Genomic DNA, 21,425 nt, shown 5'->3' on the forward strand with positions numbered 1-21,425 from the left:
GCAAGATCCTGGAAATCACCGGGAATCTGGTCGGATTGTCCTACAAAACCGCTCTAACTCAAGCCATACAGGCTATAGCGCTGGGCAGGAAATGTTGGTAATCTTCGCTCCGGTGATCACCAGGAGTTCTAATAATGAAAAAAGTAATGCTCAAAACCAGCCTTAGCTTCGCCGTTGCCATGGCATCCACTCAACTCTTCGCAAGTGGCTTTGCCCTGAACGAACAAAGCATCAGCGGCATGGGTACTGGTTTCGCCGGTCGATCCTCTGCCGCCGATGATGCGAGCACCGTTTTTGGTAACCCTGCCGGTATGTCGCGCCTGAAACGCCAGCAAGTCACTGGCGGTGTAGCGGCCATCGATGCCTCCACCGATATCAACGATGCCAGTGGTAGCCGCAGCGGTACCAACAAAGGCGACATGGTGCCTTTTACTGCCGTGCCAATGGCTTACTACGTCAAGCCTATCGATGATCAGTGGGCCTTCGGTATGGGGGTCTATGCCCCATTCGGCCTGATCACCGACTACGAAAACGGCTTCCAGGGCCGCAACTTCGGCAGCAAGAGCGAAGTTAAAGTCGTCACTTTCCAGCCTACTGTCAGCTATGCCTTCAACGACCGCGTATCGATCGGTTTCGGCCCGACGATCAACCGCATTTCCGGCACCCTGGAATCCGCGCTGACCACCCCGCTGTCGCCCAACGACGGCCGCGTCCAGATCAAGGGTGACGACATTGGCTATGGCTACAACATCGGCCTGCTGGTCCAGGCGACCGACACCACGCGCGTCGGCCTGACCTACCACTCGAAGGTCAAGTACAAGCTCGAAGGCCACACCGAAGTCAGCCCGGGCGCCGGTACGCCGGGCGCGCTGCTGCGCGACGCTCGCTACGATGCCTCGCTGGACATCACCACGCCTGAATCGGCCGACCTGTCGGTGACCCAGGAACTCAACGATGCCTGGAAACTCTACGCCGGTGCCACCTGGACCCGCTGGAGCCGACTGAAAGACATCACCGTGCAAAACGACGGCGTCACCGCCGGCGCCGGCGGTCTTCTGGCCCCGGGCGCCCTCAGCTCGATCAAGGAAGAGCAGAACTGGCATGACACCTGGGCCTACGCCATCGGTACGTCCTACCAGCTGAACAAGCAGTGGGTGCTGCGTACCGGCCTGACTTTCGACCAGTCGCCGACCAACAATACCGACCGCTCGCCACGCATCCCTACCGGTGACCGGACCATCTTCAGCCTGGGTGCCGGCTGGAGTCCAACCGATGACTTGACCATCGATGTGGCCTACTCCTACCTCAAGGAAGAGAAGGTCAACATTCACCGTACCAACGCCCTCGGCCAGTCCTATAACGCCGAGTACGAGAACAGTGCGAACGGTTTCGGCGTAGGCGCCACCTACCGCTTCTAAGCCCTCGCCTGTCGAAAAAAAAGCCCGCGCATCCTGGATGCGCGGGCTTTTTCATGGGGCAGGACAATGCTCAGGATCCGGACGCCAGCGCCTTCTCCACCGCCTCGATCAGCTCAGGACTGTCCGGCTTGGTCACGCTGGAAAAACTGGCAATCACCTTGCCCTGGCGATCGACCACATACTTGTAGAAATTCCACTTCGGCGCACTGCTCTGCTCGGCCAGCATCTTGAACAGATGGACCGCATCCGCCCCCCTGACCGGCTGCGGCTCGGTCATGGTGAAAGTGACGCCGTAGTTCACATAGCAGACCTTGGCGGTTTCCGCGCCATCCTTGGACTCCTGCTTGAAGTCATCGGACGGCACGCCCAGCACTTCCAGCCCCTGATCCTTGTAGCGCTGGTAGAGCGCCTCGAGCCCCTTGAACTGCGGAGCGAAGCCGCAAAAGCTGGCCGTGTTGACCACCACCAACGGCTTGCCTGCAAAGCGCTGGCACAGGTCGATGGTTTCCTTGGCACGCAGCTTGGGCAGCGAACCCTGCAACAGCGCAGGGCATTCAGCCGCCCACGCGGCACCGGAAAACGCCACGAGTACCGCCGGAACAGCCAGCCAGCGCATCCACATATTCAGCTCCTTGAAAATATCCTCGGCAGGCCAAGGTACTTGCCCGACGGACGCTCTGGCAAGCGCCTCCTAGCACGCGCCCATGCCCAGCTGCATCAAGGCCAGGCCACCCTGGTGCCAGCCCCACCAGGCCAGTGCCAGCAGCCCGAGCACGACCAGCAGGCCGAGCCAGCGCAGCGCGGACGCACTCATGCCGCACTGGCCTGCAAGCGCGCGACCGGACGTTCGCGCACCGGCCAATTGAGCGCCGCGGCCATCAGGCTGAGAAGAATCGCCACCTGCCAGATCAAGTCATAACTCCCGGTTCGATCGTAGACCACCCCGCCAAGCCAGCCGCCAAGGAACGAGCCCAACTGGTGGAACAGAAACACGATGCCGCCCAGCATGGACAGGTTACGGACACCGAACAAGGTGGCCACCGTGCCATTGGTCAGCGGCACGGTCGACAGCCACAGGAAGCCCATCGCCATGCCGAACAGATAAGCGCTGAACTGCGTCACCGGCACCCACAGGAACAGGCCGATGACCACTGCGCGCAACAGGTACAGGCCCGTCAGCAAGCGTGGCTTGGACATGCGCCCGCCCAGCCAGCCGGCGGTGTAGGTGCCAAAGATATTGAATAGGCCGATCAAGGCCAGCACCGTAGTACCGACGGTGGCCGGCAGATGCTGATCCACCAGGTAGGCCGGCAGGTGCACACCGATGAACACCACCTGGAAACCACAGACGAAAAAGCCGAAAGCCAGCAGCCAGAATCCGGAGTGGGAGCAGGCTTCGCGCAAGGCCTCGGAGAGACTCTGTTCATGCCCCAGGCTGGGCAGCGGCTTGTCCTTGAGCATGCTCACCAGCGGCACGATCAACGCCACCAGCAGCCCCAGCACCAGCAACGCCGCGGACCAGCCGAGCCAACCGATCAACCCCAGGGTGCCCGGCAACATGGCGAACTGCCCGAACGAGCCGGCGGCGCTCGCGATCCCCATGCCCATGCTGCGTTTTTCTGCCGGTACGGCGCGTCCCACCACGCCCAGAATCACCGAGAACGAGGTGCCCGAAAGGCCGATGCCGATCAGTAATCCGGCGCTCAGCGACAACGACAGCGGCGAGTCGGCCAACCCCATGAACAGCAAGCCCAAGGCGTACAGCACGCCGCCGATCAGCACCACCCTGGCCGCGCCGAAACGGTCGGCCAGCGCTCCGGTAAAGGGCTGGGCCAGACCCCAGATCAGGTTCTGCAAGGCGATGGCGAAGGCGAAGACTTCTCGCCCCCAGCCGAATTCGGCGCTCATGGGCGGCAGGAAGAGTCCGAAGCCATGCCGAACGCCCAGCGACAAGGCCAGGATCAGCGCACTCCCGAGAAGCACCCAGCCACTGGTACGCCATATTGAAGTCATGGTTATTCTCCTTTTACGGGTATATACCCGCTTATGTTCGAACGAATGGCGCTCAAGCCAGTTCGTTCAGCAAGGCCAGCAAGGTTTCGCGCTTCTCTACCCCAAGACGATCGATCAACCGTTGTTGCGCCGCCTCCCACGCCGGCAGGGCCGCCGCCAGTCGCAGCCGGCCTTCCTCGGTCAACTGGACGATACGGTTGCGCTGATCCTCGCCTTCGGCCAGCCGGACCAGCCCCTCGCCCTCCAGCACCCGCAGGTTGCGGCCCAGAGTGCTGCGATCCAGGCCCATGGCTTCCGCCAGGCTGGAAATGCTCGGTTGATCCAGGCGCTGCAGATTGCTCAGCAAGGAATACTGGGCAACGTTGATCCCGAAGCCATCGAGGGCGCCGTCGTAGAACCTGCTGACACCGCGGGCGGCGCGACGCAGGTTGGTGCACAGACATTGAGAAGGAAGCATGGTGCGTGTATATACCCGCGATTAATGGAATGCAAGAAATTTGCAGAAGACCCAGGCCCGGGACAACCCAGGGCCATCTCTTTCTAGAACAGCGCCAGGCCCACCAGTACCGCCATTTCCAGCAGCTCCAGCAAGGCACCCGCGGTATCCCCGGTGGTACCGCCCAGCCGCCGCATCATCAGTTGGCGCAGGCCGGCGAATAGCAGCGCCGCCAGCAGCAAGGCGAACAGCGCGCCATAGCCGCCGAGCCCCACGCATACCAGCGCAGCGAGGCCCAGTACCTGCTTGCCGGCCCGTCGTGGCAGATGCTCGGCCAACGCTTGCCCCAGGCCGCCGGCGCGGACATAAGGCGTGCTCAGAAACAGCCCCAGCAAGGCGCCTCGACCGATCAGCGGCGCCAGCAACAGAGCGCTGCCCTCCTGCCGGTCTATCAGCGCCACCAGCGCCGCGAACTTGAGCAGCAACACCAGCCCCAGGGTCACCACGGCGATCGGCCCGCTGCGCGGGTCCTTCATGATCGTCAAGGTGCGCTCGCGATCGCCGAAGCCGCCCAGCCAGGCATCCGCGCTGTCGGCCAGCCCGTCCAGGTGCAAAGCACCACTGAGCACGACCCAGACCGTCAGCAACAAAGCCGCGTGCAACAGCAGCGGCGCCCCGGCCAACAACAGGTCCAGGCCCCAGAGCAGCAGCCCGAACAGCAAGCCCACCAGCGGATAGAACAACAGCGACCGGCCCATCTCCTGGGGCGACGGCATGCCCGGCAGGCGTACCGGAAAACTGCTGAGAAATTGCAGGGCGATCCAGAATGGCAACACGCTCAGGCTCCTTCGCTCAACCGCAGCCCCGCCTCGATCCTCAGGGCAAACAACCCGCCATGAGCGACCTCGACGCTGAGCAACTGCTCGCGCGGCAAACCACGGGCGCGGGCCAGCAGCAGCCGCATCACCCCACCATGGCTGACCAGCAGCACACGCTCGCCCGCGTAACTTTGATAAAGGCGTTCGACCGCCCCCAGTACCCGCGTGGAAAACGCCAGCACCGGCTCTCCCTGGGGCGGGGTGAAGGCATAGGGATCGGCCCAGAATCGCCCCAAGGCGTCGGCGTCGCTGGCCATCAGGGCTGCCGCGCTCTGCCCTTCCCAGGCACCGAAATGCAGCTCCTGCAGATCCGCTTCCAGCACCACCGGCAGCGCCAGTCGCGCCCCCAGCTCCTCGGCGAAACGCGCACAACGCTGCAAGGGCGAACTCACCACCCGGTCCCAGGGCCCCCGCCCCGCCACAGCCGCGCGCATCTGCTGCCAGCCGGCATCGGTCAAGGCATCGTCGAGGCTGCCGCGCAGGCCGCCACCGAACTCGGTTTCACCGTGACGCAGCAGGTCCAGGCGCAACGTCATGCCGGACGGTCCGCCACCGCCGCTTCGGCGAAAGTCGCCATCTGTCCGTGCAGGTCGCAGGCCAGGCGCAACAGCGGCACCGCCAGCGCCGCGCCGCTGCCCTCGCCGAGGCGCAGGCCAAGCTCCAGCAGCGGTTCGGCTTCCAGGGTCTGCAGGATATACCGGTGCCCCGGCTCGGCCCCGCGATGGCCGAACAGCAACCATGGGCGGCATCCGGGATTCAACCGCACCGCGACCAACGCCGCCACGCTGCAAATGAAGCCATCCACCAGTACCGCGACGCCCTCCTGGGCGCAGGCCAGGTACGCCCCGGCCAACGCCGCGATCTCGAAACCGCCAAGGTTGAACAAGGTCTGCAAGGCATCGCCGCGCTGAGGCGCGTGCAGGCTCAATGCGCGCTCGATCACTCGCGCCTTGTGCTCGACCCCCGCCGCATCCAGACCGGTTCCCGGCCCGGCGAGATGCGTCACCGGAATGTCCAGCAAGGCACAGGCCACGGCGCTGGCCGCCGTGGTGTTGCCGATCCCCATTTCGCCGCCGATAAACAGCTCGCTGCCCTGGGCGACAGCGCGCAACACACTGTCACGCCCGGCCTGCAGGGCCTGTTCGCCCTGGCTCCGGGTCATGGCGGGCGCCTCGACGAAGTTCCGGGTGCCCGCCCCGAGGTTCAGGTGGCGCACCCCGGGCAGGTCCAGGCCAGGTGTCACAGTCCCCAGGTCGACCACTTCCAGGCGGGCCCCCAACTGCCGAGCCAGCACACTGATAGCCGCGCCGCCGCTGACGAAGTTGAGCAGCATCTGCCCCGTGACTTCCTGTGGGTAGGCGGAAACGCCTTCGGCCACCACCCCGTGGTCGCCGGCGAAAATCGCGATCCACAGCTGCTCCAGGCCGGGCTTGACCCGTCCCTGCAAACCCGCCAGTTGCACCGCGAGCCGCTCCAGTTGCCCCAGCGAGCCGGCGGGCTTGGTCAATTGCTGCTGACGCGCCTGTGCCGCCTCCAGCGCTTGGATGTCGGGCGCCTTGCAGGGCCGTTGCCACCAGAAGTCATTCATAACGCAGTTCCTTTCAAAGTCAGGGGCAGGCCGGCCACGGTCAGCACCACGCGCTGACAACGCTCGGCCAGGGCTTGATGCAGCCAACCGGCTTCATCGACATAACGGCGAGTCAGCTCGCCCAGCGGCACGACCCCCATTCCGGTCTCGTTGCTGACAAAAATGACGTTCCCCGGCAGCGACGCCAGGCAATCGAGCAAGGCTTCGCGCTCGCGGGCGAGCCGCTCGGCATCCTCCAGCAGCAACAGGTTGGTCAGCCACAGGGTCAGGCAATCCACCAGCAGGCAACGCTCGGCGCTCGCGGTTTCGCGCAGCACCCGCGCCAGCTCCAGCGGCTCTTCGATCAACGCCCAGTCGCTCGGACGCCGCTCGCGGTGATGCTTGATGCGCTGGCTCATCTCGCCGTCGAGCGCCTGGCTGGTGGCGATATAGGTCACGGCCAGGCCGCTCTCGCCGGCGAGCTTTTCCGCCAGGCGGCTCTTGCCGGAACGGGCACCGCCGAGGATCAGTTGCAACATGCTGGGAAATCCTTGAAGTGAGGAAAGCGCCGCGCTGCCGGCGCCGGCATTGTCACAGCCCGCACAGCTGGCGCAGGCGCCCGGTGTCCAGATGCTGCTCCACCAGATCGGCCAGGCGCTCAATGTCGCGCTCGCGCAGGGCGTGATAGTCGACCTCCTGCACCTCGCGCAACCCGGCCCAGCGCAGCAGGGCGCTACAGGCCGCCGGCGCCTCGAACAGGCCGTGCAGATAGGTCGCGAGAATCTGCCCGTCCTCGCTGCACGCACCGTCGCAGCGCCCGTCTTCCAGGGTCACCGCGGGCCGCTCCAGCGCAGGCCCCGTGGTGACCCCGGCATGAATTTCGTAACCGCTGACCGCAGCCTGCTCCAGCAACAGCTGTCCGCGAACATTGCGCAGCTGTTTCTCTTGCTCCAGCACCGTCTCGAAGGCGAGTAAATCCAGCCCCGCGCTGGACCCCGGCGCGCCTTCCAGCCCCAGCGGGTCGTGCAACCGCTCGCCCAGCATCTGTAAACCGCCACAGATGCCCAGCAGCTTGCCCCCGTAGCGCAGGTGCCGGGCGATGGCGCTGTCCCAGCCCTGGGCGCGCAGGTGCGCCAGGTCGCTGCGCACGCTTTTCGAGCCGGGCAGGATGATCAGGTCGGCCGCAGGAATCGCCTGCCCCGGGCCGATGAATTGCAGGTCCACTTGCGGATGCAGGCGCAGTGGGTCGAAATCGGTGTGGTTGCTGATGCGCGGCAGTACCGGCACCAGCACTTTCAGCACTTGCGCGGCCTTGTCGGCCTGGCGCCGGTCGATGCCGTCCTCGGCTTCCAGGTGCAGGTCCGTCACGTAGGGCAATACGCCGATCACCGGCTTGCCGGTACGCGTTTCGAGCCAGTCGAGGCCTGGCTGCAACAGCGCGATGTCGCCGCGGAAGCGGTTGATGACGAACCCTTTGACCCGCTCCTGCTCGCTCGGCGACAGCAGCTCCAGGGTGCCGACCAGATGGGCGAACACCCCGCCGCGATTGATGTCGGCGATCAGGATCACCGGGCAGTCCACCGCCTCGGCAAATCCCATGTTGGCGATATCGCCGGCGCGCAGGTTGATCTCCGCCGGCGAGCCGGCGCCCTCCACCATCACCACCGGATAGGCCGCGCTCAAGCGTCGGTGAGAGGCCAGCACGGCCTGCATGGCGATGGCCTTGTAGTCGTGATAGGCCACGGCGTTCATGCTGGTCACCGCGCGACCGTGAATGATCACCTGGGCCCCGGTGTCGCTGTTGGGCTTGAGCAGTACCGGGTTCATGTCGGTATGCGGTTCCAAGTACGCGGCCTGGGCCTGCACCGCCTGCGCCCGGCCGATCTCGCCGCCATCGGCGGTCACCGCGCTGTTGAGCGCCATGTTCTGCGGCTTGAAGGGCACGACGCCGCCCCCTTGGCGCGTCAGCCAGCGGCAAAGCGCCGTCACCAGAGTGCTCTTGCCCGCATCGGAGGTGGTGCCTTGCACCATCAGGGTGGTCATGGGTGTTCCTTGGCGTAGGCGACGAGTGCCTGTTCGAGACGCGTCCAGTCGGCTTCGTCGGCCGGCAGGCCGAAACGCAGGCTGCTGTCATGGGCGAACAGGCGCAGCAGGATGCCCCGGCGCGCCATGAACTCATGCACCTGCTCGGCGCGCTCGGTGATCAGCCATTGGAACAACGCGCAGCCACCCTGGGGTTTCAGGCCGTGACGCTCGAGCAGCAGCGCCAGACGCAGGCTTGCCGCTTCACTGCGCGCCCGTTGTCGTGCATGGCCTTCGCTGTCGCGCAGGCACACCTGCCCCAGCACCCGGGTCGGCCCGCTGACGGCCCAGGGCCCGACCTGCTCGGCCAGCAATCGCAGCAGCTTGCGCTCGGCCAGCACGAAGCCCAGGCGCACACCGGCCAGGCCGAAAAACTTGCCGAAGGAGCGCAGCACGATCAGCCCCACCTGGTCGGACCGGGCCGCCAGGCTCAATTGCGGCGTGTTGTCCATGAAGGCTTCGTCGACCACCAGCCAGCCACCGCGCTGCGCCAGACGCGCATGCCAGTCGAGCAGGCGCTCCGGGGTCAGGCTCAGGCCCGTGGGGTTGTTCGGATTGACCACCACCAGTACGTCCAGGCTGTCGAGGAAGAAGTCCACTTCCTGTTCCAGCACTTCGCGCACGATGTAGCCGCTGCGGCGCCAGGCTTCGGCATGCTCGGCATAACAGGGCGAGAGCACGCCGACCTTGCCGGCGCGACGCAGACGCGGCAGCAACTGGATCGCCGCCTGGGAACCGGGCACCGGCAATACATGGGGGGCGCCGTAATAGTCGCGGGCGGCCTGCTCCAGGCCGTCTTCGGTTTCCGGCAAACGGGCCCAGGCGCGCATGCCTATCTCGGGAATCGGCCACGGCCAAGGCGCCAGTCCGCTGGACAGGTCCAGCCAGTCGGCCTCGGCAATGCCGTACTGTTCAGCCGCCTGGCGCAGGCGGCCACCGTGCTCAAGCATAGAATTGCGCTCCCAGGCAAAGAATCAACAGCCACAACCAGACCCCATGCTGCACCAGCCGCCAGCCGCGATCGATCGATGCCGCGTCGGCCGGCGGGCCTTCGCCCAACGTTGGGCGCTGGTGCAACTCGCCGTGATAGATCGCCGCGCCGCCCAGCTCGACCCCCAGCGCGCCCGCGCCGGCAGCCATCACCGGGCCGGCGTTGGGGCTGTCCCAGGTCGGCCCCTGGCGGCGCCAGCATTTCAGGGCCAGGCGGGTCTTGCCCAGTACGGCGTAAGTCAGCGCCACCAGCCGCGCCGGAATGTAATTGAGCACGTCGTCGATCTTCGCCGCCGCCCAGCCAAAGCGTTCGAACCGCTCATTACGATAGCCCCACATGGCATCCAGGGTATTGCTCAGGCGATAGAGCACCACGCCCGGCACGCCGGCCACGGCAAACCAGAACAAGGCGGCGAACACCGCGTCGCTGCCGTTCTCCAGCACCGACTCGGTCGCGGCACGGGCGACGCCGGTGGCGTCCAACTCGCTGGTCTGGCGGCTGACCAGGTAACCCACCCGCTGCCGCGCCTGGTCCAGGTCATCGCTACGCAGGGCCCGGGCCACCGGCTCGACATGCTCGCCAAGGCTGCGCAGGCCGAGGGCGCAATACAGCGCCAGGATGTCGAACAGCCAGCCGATATAAGGCAGCCAGGAAAACAGCGTCGCCAGCAACGTCAGCGGCAGCACCGCGATGACCCAGGCGGTGACGCCATGGCTGCGCCAGCCGCGGCCGCCGGAGTTGAAACGCTGCTCGATGCGATCGGCGAAACGGCCGAACTCCACCAGCGGGTGCCAGCGCTTGGGTTCCCCCAGCAACGCATCCAGCGCTACCGCGGCGACACTCAGCAACGCCACGCTCATTGACTCACTCCCCAATAGTTTTCATACAGCAATTCGTTCAGCGGGCGCTCCCGCGCCCAGCCTTCGAGCACCAGCATCGGCGCCGGGTAAAACTCGTCCACCGGCCCCAGGCACAGCACCGCCAACGGCTTGGCCCCGGCCGGCAGACCCAGCAAGCGGCCCAGGGCAACGGGCTCGAACAGCGATACCCAGCCCATGCCCAACCCTTCGGCACGAGCCGCCAGCCACAGGTTCTGAATGGCGCAGGAGAGCGAGGCCAGGTCCATTTCCGGCAAGGTCCGGCGCCCGAAGATATGCCGCTCGCGATCGTCCATCAGCGCCGCCACCAGCACTTCGGCGCAGTCGTGGATGCCTTCGACCTTGAGCTTCATGAATTCGTCGGAGCGTTCGCCCAGGGCCTCGGCCGTGCGTACCCGCTCCTCTTCCACCAGTTGCTGGATCTGCCCACGCAACGCGCGGTCGCTGATACGGATGAAACGCCAGGGCTGCATCAGACCGACGCTCGGCGCCTGGTGCGCGGCCTCCAGCAGGCGCCGCAGGACCTGCGGCTCGACCGTGCCCCCGGTGAAATGGCGCATGTCGCGCCGCTCGGCGATCGCACGGTAGACCGCTGCACGCTCGGTCGCGGAAAAGGCGTTGTCGGTCATGGACGCTGCGAACCTTCAGGCGCCAACAGCGCCGCGATCGCTCCGGGGTTGGACGGGAAATAGAAATGCACATACGAGGCTGTCAGTCGCCCCTGGCGATACACCGCTTCCGCACCGCGCCCGCCGTTCGGGCTCTGGCCTCGGGCGATCGGCACCAGCTCGGTGCTGGTCAACGAATGATGGTAGGTGTGGCCGCGCAGCGCGCCTTCCGGCAACGCCACCGCCTGCAACGCCAGGGCCGCCAGGCGCTTTTGCATCACCGCGTCGCCGGGCAGCAGGCCCAGCAGCACGGCGCGTTCGCCCTCGACGTCGGTCAGCGAATCCAGCAGGTACAACATGCCGCCGCACTCGGCGAGCAAGGGCTTGCCCGCGGCATGGTGCGCGCGGATCGCGCTGAGCATCGAGCCATTCGCCGCCAACGCCCGGTGATGCAGTTCCGGGTAACCGCCCGGCAGGTACAGGCTGTCCGCCTCGGGCAGCATGGCGTCATGGAGCGGCGAGAAAAAACGCAACTCGGCGCCCATCGCGCGCAACAGATCGAGGCTCGCACCATAGGTAAAGGCAAAGGCTTCGTCGCGGGCCACGGCAATGCGCACGCCGGCCAGCAATGGCTCGACGACAGGCACCGGCGGTGCGGCGAACTCGACGGCCGGCGGCAGGGCCACCTGGCAACTGTCGGCCAGGGCCGCGGCGGCCGCGTCGAGGCGCAGGTCCAGGTCGTTGAGTTCACTGGCCTGCACCAACCCCAGGTGACGACTGGGCAGTTCGATCCCGGTTTCCCGCGACAAGGCGCCGTACCAGCGCAGGCCTTCGGTCAGGCTACCTTCGAGCAACTGCGCATGACGCAGCGTGCCGACCCGGTTGGCCAGCACGCCGGCGAACGGCAGGTCCGGCTGATAACGCGCCAGCCCCAGCGCCAGGGCACCGAAGGTCTGGGCCATCGCCGTGCCGTCGATCACCGCCAGCACCGGCACCCCGAAATGCCGCGCCAGGTCGGCGCTGGACGGCGTACCGTCGAACAGCCCCATCACGCCTTCGATCAGGATCAGGTCCGCCTCGCCCGCGGCTTCCCACAGCAGGCGCCGGCTCTCCTGCTCGCCGACCATCCACATGTCCAGCTGGTACACCGGGGCGCCGCTGGCGCGCTCGAGGATCATCGGGTCGAGAAAGTCCGGTCCGCACTTGAAGACCCGCACCTTGCGCCCCTGGTTGCGATGCAGGCGGGCGAGCGCGGCGGTCACGGTGGTCTTGCCCTGGCCGGAAGCCGGCGCGGCAATCAGTACCGCGGGGCAATGACGGGCATCCCTCACAGTTCGACGCCCTTCTGAGCCTTGATCCCGGCCTGGAAGGCGTGCTTGACCATGCCCATCTCGGTGACGGTGTCGGCCAGTTCGATCATCTGCGGCTGGGCGCCGCGACCAGTCACCACCACATGCTGCATGGGCGGGCGGGCCTGAAGATCGCCGAGCACCTGGTCCAGGTCGAGATAACCGTGCTTGAGGGCAATGTTCAGCTCATCGAGCACCACCAGGCCGATTCCCGGGTCACGCAGCAGCTCCCGGGAAACCGCCCAGGCCGCTTCGGCCGCGGCGATGTCGCGCTGGCGGTCCTGGGTTTCCCAGGTGAAGCCTTCGCCCATCACATGGAAACGCACCTGCTCCGGGAAACGCCGGAAAAACAGCTCCTCGCCCGTGCTGTTGCGGCCCTTGATGAACTGCACCACGCCACATTGCATACCGTGGCCCATGGCCCGCGCGAGCATGCCGAAGGCCGAGCTGCTCTTGCCCTTGCCGTTGCCGGTCAGCACCAGCAACAGCCCGCACTCGTTCGGCGAATTGGCGATGCGTTCGTCGATCACGGCTTTTTTGCGTTGCATGCGCGCCAGATGGCGTTCGTCACGATCGGGGGACTCAGTCATGGGGCAGCTCTCCGTTGGGGCTGGATAACGGGGGGCAGGCATAGGAATAGACGGCGCAAGCCTGGCATCGCCCACCGTGATGCCGTTGGATGGATCAGGCCGGTCTCCGGGCTTGTGAGTGGCGTGGATGCCCAACTGCGCGCCTTCCCATGTCGACCATCGACACAGTGGCATCGAGCGCAGTCTTGACTCATTTACCGTTGCGGGGGCAGCGCCGGAATCGTCATGTGCGCCTATCGGCACGGGGACTCACCGGCTTCCCTGTTTCACTCTGTCGACCCACGGCCACAGAGCACCTGAAACAAGTCGCGAAGGTTAGAGGGTTGGGGGTGGAGCGTCAATGAAAGCCAGGGCCTGGCGAATCGGCGAATGACTGCAGATGGCAAACGCGACGCGAATCTTGTGCCACACTCAAGGCAGTGATATCAAATAGCCATATTCGCTTCAAAAAACTCCAAAATCTCAACAATAATAGGAAAAGTCCGATGCAAGGCATGATCATCAGCAATCCGAAACTGGAATTCCTGCGCCCTGCCCTGGAACGCTGGTTCGATTGCATCGACCGCTACAACTCCGTACGTGGCGATAACGAAAGCCCGTACTGGTTCGACGAAAAAGCCAACCTGGGACTGCTCTCCTCCGCGGCCTGGATGGCGGAAATGGTCACGCTGGAACATACCCCGAGCAAAAAGCAGCTCGAAGAAGGCAACCGCAACGGGCGCACCGACCTCTACATCGCCACTCAGGAAGAGCGCGTCTATATCCAGGCCACCCAGCGCTGGCCCCGAGTCAACAGCCTGCACCTGACCCAACCGTTGCTGGATGCCGCCAGCGATGCGAAAAAAGCCAGCTACCCCAGCGACCTGAGGCTCGGCTGCCTGTTCGTCACGCCGCAGAAGACCCAGCACAGCGCCACCCCGGAAGAACTGCAGGACATGGTCGACGATCTGCAAAAGGAACACTGCTGCGCCGTGGCCTGGTACTTCCCCTACGCCTATCGCAAATTGCGCAACGACACCGGCAACTACCACCCGGGCATTGCCGTACTGTTCAAGGAAGCTCACTGACACGGTTGAACCATCACCGGCCTGTGCTTCTCTATGACTACACCGACATCGTGCATTCATAGGGAAGTCAGCATGTTCAAGTTACGCTACGCCATTCTCATCACCGCCGCCGCAGGCCTCGCCGCCTGCGGCGAAAGCTCCAGCCTCCAAGTCTCCGATGGCACCGGGCCCTCGCCGAAACTGCCCGAGCCGAACAAGACCCTGATCCCGACCGTGAACATCGCCCCGGCGATCGGCTGGCCGCAAGGCGCCAAGCCGGTGGCCGCCGCCGGCACCCAGGTGGCGGCCTTCGCCGAGGGCCTGGACCATCCGCGCTGGCTGTATGTGCTGCCCAACGGCGACGTGCTGGTCGCCGAGACCAACGCTCCGCCCAAGCCCGATGACAGCAAGGGCATCCGCGGCTGGGTGATGGGCAAGGTCATGGGCCGCGCCGGGGCCGGCGTACCCAGCCCGAACCGCATCACCCTGCTGCGCGACAAGGACCATGACGGCGTGGCGGAAACCCGCACGGTGTTCCTGGACAACCTCAACTCCCCATTCGGCATGGCGCTCGTGGGCAACGACCTGTACGTCGCCGACACCGATCGGCTGCTGCGCTTCCCTTATCAGGAGGGGGATACCCGGATCAGCGCCCAACCGACCAAAGTGGTGGACCTGCCCGGCGGCACGCTGAACCATCACTGGACCAAAAACGTGATTGCCAGCCAGGACGGCAGCAAGCTGTACGTCACCGTCGGCTCCAACAGCAACGTCGGCGAGAACGGGCTGGACCAGGAAGAAGGCCGCGCGGCGATCTGGGAAGTCGATCGGGCCACCGGCCAGCAGCGGATTTTCGCCTCCGGTCTGCGCAACCCCAACGGCATGGCCTGGGAACCGCAAAGCGGGCAGCTATGGACCGCAGTCAACGAGCGCGACGAAATCGGCAGCGACCTGGTGCCGGACTACATCACTTCGGTCAAGGACGGCGCCTTCTATGGCTGGCCCTTCAGCTATTACGGCCAGCATGTGGACGTGCGCGTCACACCGCAGAATCCGGAACTGGTGGCCAAGGCCATCGCCCCGGACTACGCCGTCGGTCCGCATACCGCGTCCCTGGGCCTGGCATTCGCCGAAGGCAGCAAGCTGCCGGCGCCTTTCACCCAGGGTGCGTTCATCGGTCAGCACGGCTCCTGGAATCGCAAGCCCCACAGCGGCTACAAGGTGATTTTCGTGCCCTTCGCCAATGGCAAGCCGACAGGTCAACCCGTGGACGTGCTGACAGGCTTTCTGAGCGCGGACGAAAAAGCCATGGGCCGTCCGGTCGGCGTCGTGATCGACAAGCAAGGGGATCTGCTGGTGGCCGACGACGTCGGCAACAAGGTCTGGCGCGTGTCGGCGGCGGACAAACCGCAGGCTCAGTAAGGAAAGCGTCGTCGAGGTTGAGGTGACGCGCAGTCATCGCAACCTCGACGCGAGGGGGAAGCTAAGGGTTGTGCGCCAGATGCTCTGGCTGCAGCACGCGCTTGGCGCTCAGGTAGGCTTTTTGCCAATAGGCCTTGGACAGGCTGTCCAGCTTCACCGTGCCGCCAGTGGCCGGCGCATGCACGAAGCGGCCCTCGCCGACATAAATGCCGGCATGGCTGACCTGGGAGCCGCCATTGGTGGCAAAAAAAATCAGGTCGCCGGTCTGCAAAGCGTTCTTGCCCACATCCGGTGCTCGCATGCCAATCATTTCGCGCGTGGAGCGAGGCAGCGAGATACCGGCCGCATCGCGGTAGACATAACCGATCAGGCCGCTGCAATCGAATCCGGAATCCGGCGTGTTGCCGCCCCAGCGATAAGGCGTACCCACTAGCCCCAGGGCGCGAAACAGTACGTCTTCGGCAGCTGGCGAGAAGGTGGCCTGGGGGGTATTGAAAACGGGAGCACGTACCACGGGCGCGGGAGGCGGGGTACGACTGGCGCACGCGCTGAGCAGCGCGGCGAGAGCGATCAATGCAAGGCGGGCCGACGTCGACATATGCAGAACAATCCTGATCTGGATGCGGCTTTCTCTGCCGTGAGGCCGAAAACAAAACCGCGTAAGCAGGGCTTACGCGGTTAGTTTTCAACAATAGATCAGAATTCTAGCGTCTACGCGCCAAACTTCAAGTAAGACTTTAAGTTTGCCTTACAAAAAGTCCGCTTATTTACGCGCGGTGACCACAGTCGGGGCCATCGCAAGGGCGCGCTTGGCTTCGATGAAGGTCTTGCTCCAGTAGCTGTCACCCAGGCTGTCTACCCGGACACCACCACTACGGCGGCTGCTGGAATGGATGAACTGGTCGTCGCCCAGGTAGATGCCAGCGTGGCTGACACGACCGCGGCGGCCATTGGTGGCGAAGAACAGCAGATCGCCGGGTTGCAGCTTGTTACGCGCAACCAGCGGGGCGTCAACGTTGATCATTTCGCGAGTGGAGCGCGGCAGGTTCATGCCCGCTTCTTCACGGAACAGGTAGCCGATGAAACCACTGCAATCGAAGCCGGCTTCGGAGGTGCCGCCGAAACGGTAACGGGTACCGATCAGGGACATGCCGCGCTCGAGGATGCTGTCGGCCAGTACCGGCAACTGGTAAGGCTTGCTGTCGGCGAACTCGGCGAGTTCTTTTTCGGTTGCCAGTTCTTCCTGGTAAATAGCGGAAGAGCGGGCTTTTGAAGAGTTCTGGACCTGCTGCTGAGGTTCCTGCTGGCTCACCGGAGAGTGGGTGGCGCAACCAAACAACAGGGTAACGAGTGCAAGAGGCACGAGGGGTGCGAAGCGCTTCAGCATGGGCACGACCGTGGCTAAAAGTTATAAAGAAGCCGCGACTATGCCTTCTATCGCTCTCATTTGCAAATTCAATCGATTAATTTGTGACTTATCGGTTTCCTGTTTACATCTAAGGCCTTAAGCCCATTTTAAACGCACACGCCTCTGGAACCGCTTCCGGATGCGGGTTTTCTGGCGCCTGGAATATGCCGAAAAGCCCCTGCGAGCCGCTGTTTTACCAGCCCAGGGTTTCTTTCAGGAAGGGAATGGTGAGCTTGCGCTGGGCTTGCAGGGAGGCCTGATCGAGACGCTCCAGCAACTCGAACAACGCGCTCATGCTGCGAGTGCCGCGGGTCAGGATGAAATGCCCGACCTCATCGGTCAGGTGCAGCCCACGACGGGAAGCGCGCAGCTGCAATGCGCGCAGTTTGTCTTCGTCGGAGAGTGGACGCATCTGGAAGATCAGCGCCAGGGTCAGGCGCGACTTGAGGTCCGCCAGCTTCACCGGCAATTCCCGCGGAGAAGTCGAAGCCGCGATCAGCAGGCGCCGACCGCTGTCACGCAGGCGGTTGAACAGATGGAACAGCGCCTCTTCCCAGTCAGCCTTGCCCGCCACCGCCTGCAGGTCGTCGAGGCAGACCAGTTCGTACTGCTCAAGGTTGTCGAGGATTTCGATACCGCGATCCAGCAACTCCGCCAGGGGCAGGTAGACCGCCGGCTCTCCCAACTGCTCGAACCGCAGGCAAGCAGCCTGCAGCAAGTGCGTGCGCCCTACCCCATCCTTGCCCCAGAGATAGATCAGGCTTTCGGTCCAGCCGGCGTCGGCTTCGCAAAGCCGCTCGACATAGCCGAGTGCAGCGGCATTGGCGCCTGGGTAGTAGTTGATGAAGGTGGCGTCATCACGCAGACGCACACCTAGGGGCAGCTGAATCGGTTTCATGCTGACTGAACAGTTCCAAACGAACCGTTAGTGGCCTCTGTGTAAAGTTTGCAAAGTTTATACCCGTGACGCCGGGCGCACAATGCAGCAGACCACAAGCAAAATCAAAGGTTTGCGTTAGCCTGGGGAAATCTCGAGGGTTTCTTTGACGCAGGTTGTGACAGCCACAAGAACCTCCGGAGCCACTCGCCCGCCAGGCGAGCGCCCCGAAGGCACAGGGACCGGGTGACTACTGCCCGGCCCCGTCCGCTCCGCTATAGATGTCGGAGTCCTTATACAAGTCGTGCACGTGGCGCACCAGCACCATGATCACCGCCGCCACCGGCAACGCCAGCAGAACGCCGGTGAAGCCGAACAGCTCGCCCCCCGCGAGAATCGCGAAGATCACCGCCACTGGGTGCAGGCCGATCCGGTCCCCCACCAGCAGCGGGGTCAGCACCATGCCTTCAAGCGCCTGGCCGACCATGAAGACCGCCACGATGCCAATCATCGGGTACAGGTCGCCGCCGAACTGGAACAACCCGGCAATCAGCGCCGCACCGATACCGGTGATGAAGCCCATGTACGGCACGATCGCCGCCAGGCCGGCAATCAGACCGATCAACAGCCCCAGCTCCAGCCCGACCAGCATCAGGCCGGCGGCATAGATCCCGCCCAGCGCCACCATCACCAGCAACTGGCCACGCACGAATGCCCCCAACACCTCATGGCATTCCCCGGCCAGTTCCACCACGCGCGCCTCACGATCCCGGGGCAGCAGGCTGCGGATCTTCGCCATCATCAGGTCCCAGTCACGCAACAGGTAAAAGCTCACCACCGGGATCAGGACCAGGTTCGCCAGCCAGCCAATCAGCGCCAGGCTGGAAGCCGTCGCCTGGCTCAGGATCACCCCGACGATATCGGTGGTCTGCCCCATGTGCTCGCTGATCGCCGCCTTGACCTTGTCGAACTTCCAGAACCCGTCGGACAGGCCCAGCTTGGACTGCGCCCACGGCATCGCCGTGTGTTGCAGCCAGTCGAGCATCTGCGGCGCCAGCTCGTACAGGCGCAGCAATTGCTTAGCAAGCATCGGCACCAGTATCAGCAGCAACGCCATGACAATCAGGGTAAACAGGGCGAATACCGCCACCACTCCCCAGGTCCGCGAGAGCCCGAGTTTTTCCAGGCGATCCACCAGCGGATCGAACAGGTAGGCCAGCAACAAGGCCACCAGGAAGGGGGTCAGGATCGAGTGCAACAGGTAAATGAACCCTGCCACCAGGACCAACCCGCCCAACCAGACCCAACGACGCGTATCAGCCATGAACCACTCCATTGCTTCTATATAAGGAAAGAAAATCTACCAGCGAAAACGCAACTGCGCGGCCGGCGCGGGAGCAGCCACAGGCGCAGGCAACGAGCCTTCGACACTCGCCGGCTGGCGGGGTGCCACATCCGCAGGCACTTCCTGCAGATGAGCCAGGCTCAACTGCGCGCGCAACTGCTCGGCGCTGCCGCTGACCCGGTAGACCGAGCGATCGCCATCGACGCTCTGCAAGCGCCCGCCGAAAGGCTCGAGCAAATGCCCGAGCGCCGCGTAACGCTCCAGGTTCATGCCCTGCACCTCCAGCAATTGCTCGCTGGAAGTGCCGGGCTTGGCCACAAAGCGTGGCGCCAGGCGCTGACTGACCGCCAGCAGCACCGCGTCGGCCAAAGCCGGCACATCGGCGCCCTGGACGCTGCCCTGCTCCTTCTGATCACCCAGCCACAGGCGCCATTTGGCCTGCCACTGGCCTCCCTCTTCACTGGCATGCACCGCCAGCAGGGCATCGGTTCCATAGCGTTCCGAAGCGGCCTGCAGGGGCGCCGGATCGGAACCTTCGAGATTCGGCGCCGTGGCGACAATCTGCTCGCTCAAGTCGGCGAGCGGCAATCGCAGCGGCAAACCACGATGCTGCGCCGCACGCCGCAAGGGCGCGGCACTGGCCTGGCCATCGCCGACCAGGCTGGAGCCTTCGGCGGAATCGGTCAGCCACCAGCCGAGGATCGACGGCCGATTGCTGCCCCACAGGGACAAGCCGGCCTGGCGCAATGCCCGATCAGTGCTAACCGGATCGAAATCGACCTGCAGGCTTTCCGGTGGGCCGGCGTCATAGCCGTACTGGCTGATGATCTGCTGCGGATCCTTGCGGATGGCCGCCAGCCCGGGATTCTGCAACGCCTTGCTATCGCCAGTCAGGCGCAGCACCAGGGTTTCCAGGGCGCGCTGAGTGGCCTGGTCGCGCTCGCCGGGAGACTGGCTGCCCACCGGTTCGCGAACTTGATACAGGCCATTGAGGGTTTCGGCATGACTCGCCAGGCTGATCAGTGACAAACAGCCCACAAAAAGAAATTTACACAAACGCATGGAGGATTCCCGACGGCAAAAAGCGGCTGGAACAGACCGCGTGAACTGGGTTGAGCAAGGCTGTGACCACGAAGCCCAGGCAAACATTCACCCGATCGCTGGAAGTTTTCGGGCTGTCATGACGACAGCCGGTACAAGGCTATACCTTATACAACCCGCAGCGGCACGATAGACGCGCGCAATCGCGGATTTTTTTTAAGCGGATGTGCCCTGCCCGTCGGCCCGAGGATGGCCGCTACACCTCAAGCCTGATAAAATCGCGCGCCTTCGCAGACCGGCAACAGCCGGGGTCGCTGAAAAGGTCGCGCGGCAGTGCCGCCCTGACGCTTTCAATGGCCTCCCTGGACTCGGTCGATACCCCTGAATCCCCCCTAAAGGCCTGGATCATGAGCAAGCAACCCTCCCTGAGCTACAAAGACGCCGGTGTAGACATCGACGCCGGTGAAGCATTGGTCGAACGCATCAAGAGCGTCGCCAAGCGCACCGCGCGCCCGGAAGTCATGGGCGGCCTGGGCGGTTTCGGCGCCCTCTGCGAAATCCCGGCCGGCTACAAGCAGCCGGTGCTGGTCTCCGGCACCGACGGCGTGGGCACCAAGCTGCGCCTGGCGCTGAACCTGAACAAGCACGACAGCATCGGCCAGGATCTGGTCGCCATGTGCGTGAACGACCTGGTGGTCTGCGGTGCCGAGCCGCTGTTCTTCCTCGACTACTACGCCACCGGCAAGCTGAACGTCGACGTCGCCGCCACCGTGGTCACCGGCATCGGTGCCGGCTGCGAACTGGCTGGCTGCTCCCTGGTTGGCGGTGAAACCGCTGAAATGCCAGGCATGTACGAAGGCGAAGACTACGACCTGGCCGGCTTCTGCGTCGGCGTGGTGGAAAAGGCCGAGATCATCGACGGCTCCAAGGTTGCCACCGGCGACGCGCTGCTCGCCCTGCCCTCCTCCGGCCCGCACTCCAACGGCTACTCGCTGATCCGCAAGATCATCGAAGTCTCCGGCGCCGACATCGAAACCGTGCAGCTCGACGGCAAGCCGCTGACCGAACTGCTGATGGCCCCGACCCGCATCTACGTCAAGCCACTGCTCAAGCTGATCAAGGACACCGGCGCGGTCAAGGCCATGGCCCACATCACCGGCGGCGGTCTGCTGGACAACATCCCGCGCGTCCTGCCAAAAGGTGCCCAGGCCGTGGTCGACGTAGCCAGCTGGCAGCGTCCGGCGGTGTTCGACTGGCTGCAAGAGAAAGGCAACGTCGACGAACACGAAATGCACCGCGTGCTGAACTGCGGCGTGGGCATGGTGATCTGCGTGGCCCAGGAGCATGTCGAGACGGCCCTGAACGTCCTGCGCGAAGCTGGCGAGCAGCCTTGGATCATTGGTCAGATCGCTAGCGCCGCCGAAGGCGCTGCCCAGGTCGAGCTGAAAAACCTCAAGGCACATTGATGCAAGAGCC

23 protein-coding genes and 1 riboswitch are annotated in these 21,425 nt (G+C 64.5%); of the genes, 4 read left to right on the forward strand and 19 right to left on the reverse strand.

Translation table 11 applies throughout. From position 1 onward, the window contains the following. Positions 1-134: 134 nt before the first annotated feature. Positions 135-1,418 carry an OmpP1/FadL family transporter gene (locus TO66_RS23110; protein WP_044464441.1) on the forward strand — a complete coding sequence of 428 codons (1,284 nt, stop codon included), beginning with the start codon at positions 135-137 and terminating at the stop codon, positions 1,416-1,418. A 70-nt stretch (positions 1,419-1,488) separates the two neighbouring features. On the opposite strand, the gene TO66_RS23115 is transcribed toward TO66_RS23110, so the two are convergent. The 14 genes from TO66_RS23115 to cobO form a co-directional block, all read right to left on the reverse strand. Then, positions 1,489-2,040: a glutathione peroxidase gene (locus TO66_RS23115; RefSeq protein ID WP_044464442.1), complete on the reverse strand. Its 552-nt coding sequence runs from the start codon at positions 2,038-2,040 to the stop codon at positions 1,489-1,491. A gap of 69 nt (positions 2,041-2,109) precedes the next feature. Then, complete coding sequence (locus TO66_RS34020) at positions 2,110-2,232, reverse strand: hypothetical protein (protein ID WP_256241173.1); 123 nt, start codon at positions 2,230-2,232, stop codon at positions 2,110-2,112. Beyond that, positions 2,229-3,431 carry an MFS transporter gene (locus tag TO66_RS23120; protein WP_044464443.1) on the reverse strand — a complete coding sequence of 401 codons (1,203 nt, stop codon included), beginning with the start codon at positions 3,429-3,431 and terminating at the stop codon, positions 2,229-2,231. Before TO66_RS23120 ends, TO66_RS34020 begins: the two co-directional genes overlap by 4 nt. A 52-nt stretch (positions 3,432-3,483) precedes the next feature. Next, positions 3,484-3,888: a MarR family winged helix-turn-helix transcriptional regulator gene (locus tag TO66_RS23125; protein ID WP_044464444.1), complete on the reverse strand. Its 405-nt coding sequence runs from the start codon at positions 3,886-3,888 to the stop codon at positions 3,484-3,486. An 83-nt stretch (positions 3,889-3,971) separates the two neighbouring features. Beyond that, positions 3,972-4,703: an adenosylcobinamide-GDP ribazoletransferase gene (locus TO66_RS23130; protein ID WP_044464445.1), complete on the reverse strand. Its 732-nt coding sequence runs from the start codon at positions 4,701-4,703 to the stop codon at positions 3,972-3,974. Between the two features lie 2 nt (positions 4,704-4,705). Next, positions 4,706-5,281, reverse strand: coding sequence for an alpha-ribazole phosphatase family protein (gene cobC, locus TO66_RS23135; protein ID WP_044464446.1), 576 nt, complete (start codon positions 5,279-5,281; stop codon positions 4,706-4,708). Further along, positions 5,278-6,333 carry a nicotinate-nucleotide--dimethylbenzimidazole phosphoribosyltransferase gene (gene cobT, locus TO66_RS23140; protein WP_044464447.1) on the reverse strand — a complete coding sequence of 352 codons (1,056 nt, stop codon included), beginning with the start codon at positions 6,331-6,333 and terminating at the stop codon, positions 5,278-5,280. The genes cobC and cobT overlap by 4 nt, the downstream gene beginning before the upstream one ends. Continuing rightward, the gene (cobU, locus tag TO66_RS23145; RefSeq protein ID WP_044464448.1) at positions 6,330-6,851 is read right to left on the reverse strand and encodes a bifunctional adenosylcobinamide kinase/adenosylcobinamide-phosphate guanylyltransferase; all 522 of its coding nucleotides are present in this window, start codon (positions 6,849-6,851) and stop codon (positions 6,330-6,332) included. The genes cobT and cobU overlap by 4 nt, the downstream gene beginning before the upstream one ends. Before the next feature lie 52 nt (positions 6,852-6,903). Next, positions 6,904-8,355 carry a cobyric acid synthase gene (locus tag TO66_RS23150; protein ID WP_044464449.1) on the reverse strand — a complete coding sequence of 484 codons (1,452 nt, stop codon included), beginning with the start codon at positions 8,353-8,355 and terminating at the stop codon, positions 6,904-6,906. Beyond that, on the reverse strand, positions 8,352-9,344 hold the full coding sequence (cobD, locus tag TO66_RS23155) for a threonine-phosphate decarboxylase CobD (RefSeq protein WP_044464450.1): 993 nt from the start codon (positions 9,342-9,344) through the stop codon (positions 8,352-8,354). Before cobD ends, TO66_RS23150 begins: the two co-directional genes overlap by 4 nt. Then, positions 9,337-10,245: an adenosylcobinamide-phosphate synthase CbiB gene (cbiB, locus tag TO66_RS23160; RefSeq protein WP_044464451.1), complete on the reverse strand. Its 909-nt coding sequence runs from the start codon at positions 10,243-10,245 to the stop codon at positions 9,337-9,339. The genes cobD and cbiB overlap by 8 nt, the downstream gene beginning before the upstream one ends. Continuing rightward, positions 10,242-10,892, reverse strand: coding sequence for a 5,6-dimethylbenzimidazole synthase (gene bluB, locus TO66_RS23165; RefSeq protein ID WP_044464452.1), 651 nt, complete (start codon positions 10,890-10,892; stop codon positions 10,242-10,244). The genes cbiB and bluB overlap by 4 nt, the downstream gene beginning before the upstream one ends. Beyond that, positions 10,889-12,202: a cobyrinate a,c-diamide synthase gene (locus TO66_RS23170; protein WP_044464453.1), complete on the reverse strand. Its 1,314-nt coding sequence runs from the start codon at positions 12,200-12,202 to the stop codon at positions 10,889-10,891. Before TO66_RS23170 ends, bluB begins: the two co-directional genes overlap by 4 nt. Then, complete coding sequence (gene cobO, locus TO66_RS23175) at positions 12,199-12,810, reverse strand: cob(I)yrinic acid a,c-diamide adenosyltransferase (RefSeq protein WP_044464454.1); 612 nt, start codon at positions 12,808-12,810, stop codon at positions 12,199-12,201. Before cobO ends, TO66_RS23170 begins: the two co-directional genes overlap by 4 nt. A gap of 79 nt (positions 12,811-12,889) precedes the next feature. Continuing rightward, positions 12,890-13,125, reverse strand: a riboswitch (cobalamin riboswitch). A 170-nt stretch (positions 13,126-13,295) separates the two neighbouring features. On the opposite strand from cobO, the gene TO66_RS23180 reads away from it, so the two are divergent. Beyond that, positions 13,296-13,877: a hypothetical protein gene (locus tag TO66_RS23180; RefSeq protein ID WP_044464455.1), complete on the forward strand. Its 582-nt coding sequence runs from the start codon at positions 13,296-13,298 to the stop codon at positions 13,875-13,877. A 72-nt stretch (positions 13,878-13,949) separates the two neighbouring features. Then, the gene (locus TO66_RS23185) at positions 13,950-15,278 is read left to right on the forward strand and encodes a sorbosone dehydrogenase family protein (protein WP_044464456.1); all 1,329 of its coding nucleotides are present in this window, start codon (positions 13,950-13,952) and stop codon (positions 15,276-15,278) included. 61 nt (positions 15,279-15,339) lie between these two features. On the opposite strand, the gene TO66_RS23190 is transcribed toward TO66_RS23185, so the two are convergent. The 5 genes from TO66_RS23190 to TO66_RS23210 form a co-directional block, all read right to left on the reverse strand. Next, positions 15,340-15,876 (reverse strand): C40 family peptidase, encoded by a 537-nt coding sequence (locus TO66_RS23190; protein WP_044464457.1) that lies wholly within the window; start codon positions 15,874-15,876, stop codon positions 15,340-15,342. A 165-nt stretch (positions 15,877-16,041) separates the two neighbouring features. After that, on the reverse strand, positions 16,042-16,665 hold the full coding sequence (locus tag TO66_RS23195; RefSeq protein ID WP_044464458.1) for a C40 family peptidase: 624 nt from the start codon (positions 16,663-16,665) through the stop codon (positions 16,042-16,044). Between the two features lie 214 nt (positions 16,666-16,879). Then, complete coding sequence (gene hda, locus TO66_RS23200; RefSeq protein ID WP_007898944.1) at positions 16,880-17,584, reverse strand: DnaA regulatory inactivator Hda; 705 nt, start codon at positions 17,582-17,584, stop codon at positions 16,880-16,882. Between the two features lie 229 nt (positions 17,585-17,813). Further along, positions 17,814-18,887 carry an AI-2E family transporter gene (locus TO66_RS23205; RefSeq protein ID WP_044464459.1) on the reverse strand — a complete coding sequence of 358 codons (1,074 nt, stop codon included), beginning with the start codon at positions 18,885-18,887 and terminating at the stop codon, positions 17,814-17,816. 36 nt (positions 18,888-18,923) lie between these two features. After that, a complete protein-coding gene (locus TO66_RS23210) occupies positions 18,924-19,970 on the reverse strand; it encodes a DUF2066 domain-containing protein (protein ID WP_044464460.1) in 1,047 nt (348 codons plus the stop codon). Positions 19,971-20,356: 386 nt separating this feature from the next. On the opposite strand from TO66_RS23210, the gene purM reads away from it, so the two are divergent. Beyond that, positions 20,357-21,415: a phosphoribosylformylglycinamidine cyclo-ligase gene (purM, locus tag TO66_RS23215; protein ID WP_044464461.1), complete on the forward strand. Its 1,059-nt coding sequence runs from the start codon at positions 20,357-20,359 to the stop codon at positions 21,413-21,415. Positions 21,416-21,425 lie beyond the last annotated feature (10 nt).

The organism is Pseudomonas sp. MRSN 12121, assembly GCF_000931465.1.
In the GTDB taxonomy this organism is placed as follows: Bacteria; Pseudomonadota; Gammaproteobacteria; order Pseudomonadales; family Pseudomonadaceae; genus Aquipseudomonas.

Bases quoted from the DNA above. Each gene is read 5' to 3' on its own strand.
- TO66_RS23110 (WP_044464441.1), top strand. From the start codon at position 135: ATGAAAAAAGTAATGCTCAAAACCAGCCTTAGCTTCGCCGTTGCCATG.
- TO66_RS23115 (WP_044464442.1), bottom strand. From the start codon at position 2,040: ATGTGGATGCGCTGGCTGGCTGTTCCGGCGGTACTCGTGGCGTTTTCC.
- TO66_RS34020 (WP_256241173.1), bottom strand. From the start codon at position 2,232: ATGAGTGCGTCCGCGCTGCGCTGGCTCGGCCTGCTGGTCGTGCTCGGG.
- TO66_RS23120 (WP_044464443.1), bottom strand. From the start codon at position 3,431: ATGACTTCAATATGGCGTACCAGTGGCTGGGTGCTTCTCGGGAGTGCG.
- TO66_RS23125 (WP_044464444.1), bottom strand. From the start codon at position 3,888: ATGCTTCCTTCTCAATGTCTGTGCACCAACCTGCGTCGCGCCGCCCGC.
- cobC (WP_044464446.1), bottom strand. From the start codon at position 5,281: ATGACGTTGCGCCTGGACCTGCTGCGTCACGGTGAAACCGAGTTCGGT.
- cobT (WP_044464447.1), bottom strand. From the start codon at position 6,333: ATGAATGACTTCTGGTGGCAACGGCCCTGCAAGGCGCCCGACATCCAA.
- cobU (WP_044464448.1), bottom strand. From the start codon at position 6,851: ATGTTGCAACTGATCCTCGGCGGTGCCCGTTCCGGCAAGAGCCGCCTG.
- TO66_RS23150 (WP_044464449.1), bottom strand. From the start codon at position 8,355: ATGACCACCCTGATGGTGCAAGGCACCACCTCCGATGCGGGCAAGAGC.
- cobD (WP_044464450.1), bottom strand. From the start codon at position 9,344: ATGCTTGAGCACGGTGGCCGCCTGCGCCAGGCGGCTGAACAGTACGGC.
- cbiB (WP_044464451.1), bottom strand. From the start codon at position 10,245: ATGAGCGTGGCGTTGCTGAGTGTCGCCGCGGTAGCGCTGGATGCGTTG.
- bluB (WP_044464452.1), bottom strand. From the start codon at position 10,892: ATGACCGACAACGCCTTTTCCGCGACCGAGCGTGCAGCGGTCTACCGT.
- cobO (WP_044464454.1), bottom strand. From the start codon at position 12,810: ATGACTGAGTCCCCCGATCGTGACGAACGCCATCTGGCGCGCATGCAA.
- TO66_RS23180 (WP_044464455.1), top strand. From the start codon at position 13,296: ATGCAAGGCATGATCATCAGCAATCCGAAACTGGAATTCCTGCGCCCT.
- TO66_RS23185 (WP_044464456.1), top strand. From the start codon at position 13,950: ATGTTCAAGTTACGCTACGCCATTCTCATCACCGCCGCCGCAGGCCTC.
- TO66_RS23190 (WP_044464457.1), bottom strand. From the start codon at position 15,876: ATGTCGACGTCGGCCCGCCTTGCATTGATCGCTCTCGCCGCGCTGCTC.
- TO66_RS23195 (WP_044464458.1), bottom strand. From the start codon at position 16,665: ATGCTGAAGCGCTTCGCACCCCTCGTGCCTCTTGCACTCGTTACCCTG.
- hda (WP_007898944.1), bottom strand. From the start codon at position 17,584: ATGAAACCGATTCAGCTGCCCCTAGGTGTGCGTCTGCGTGATGACGCC.
- TO66_RS23205 (WP_044464459.1), bottom strand. From the start codon at position 18,887: ATGGCTGATACGCGTCGTTGGGTCTGGTTGGGCGGGTTGGTCCTGGTG.
- TO66_RS23210 (WP_044464460.1), bottom strand. From the start codon at position 19,970: ATGCGTTTGTGTAAATTTCTTTTTGTGGGCTGTTTGTCACTGATCAGC.
- purM (WP_044464461.1), top strand. From the start codon at position 20,357: ATGAGCAAGCAACCCTCCCTGAGCTACAAAGACGCCGGTGTAGACATC.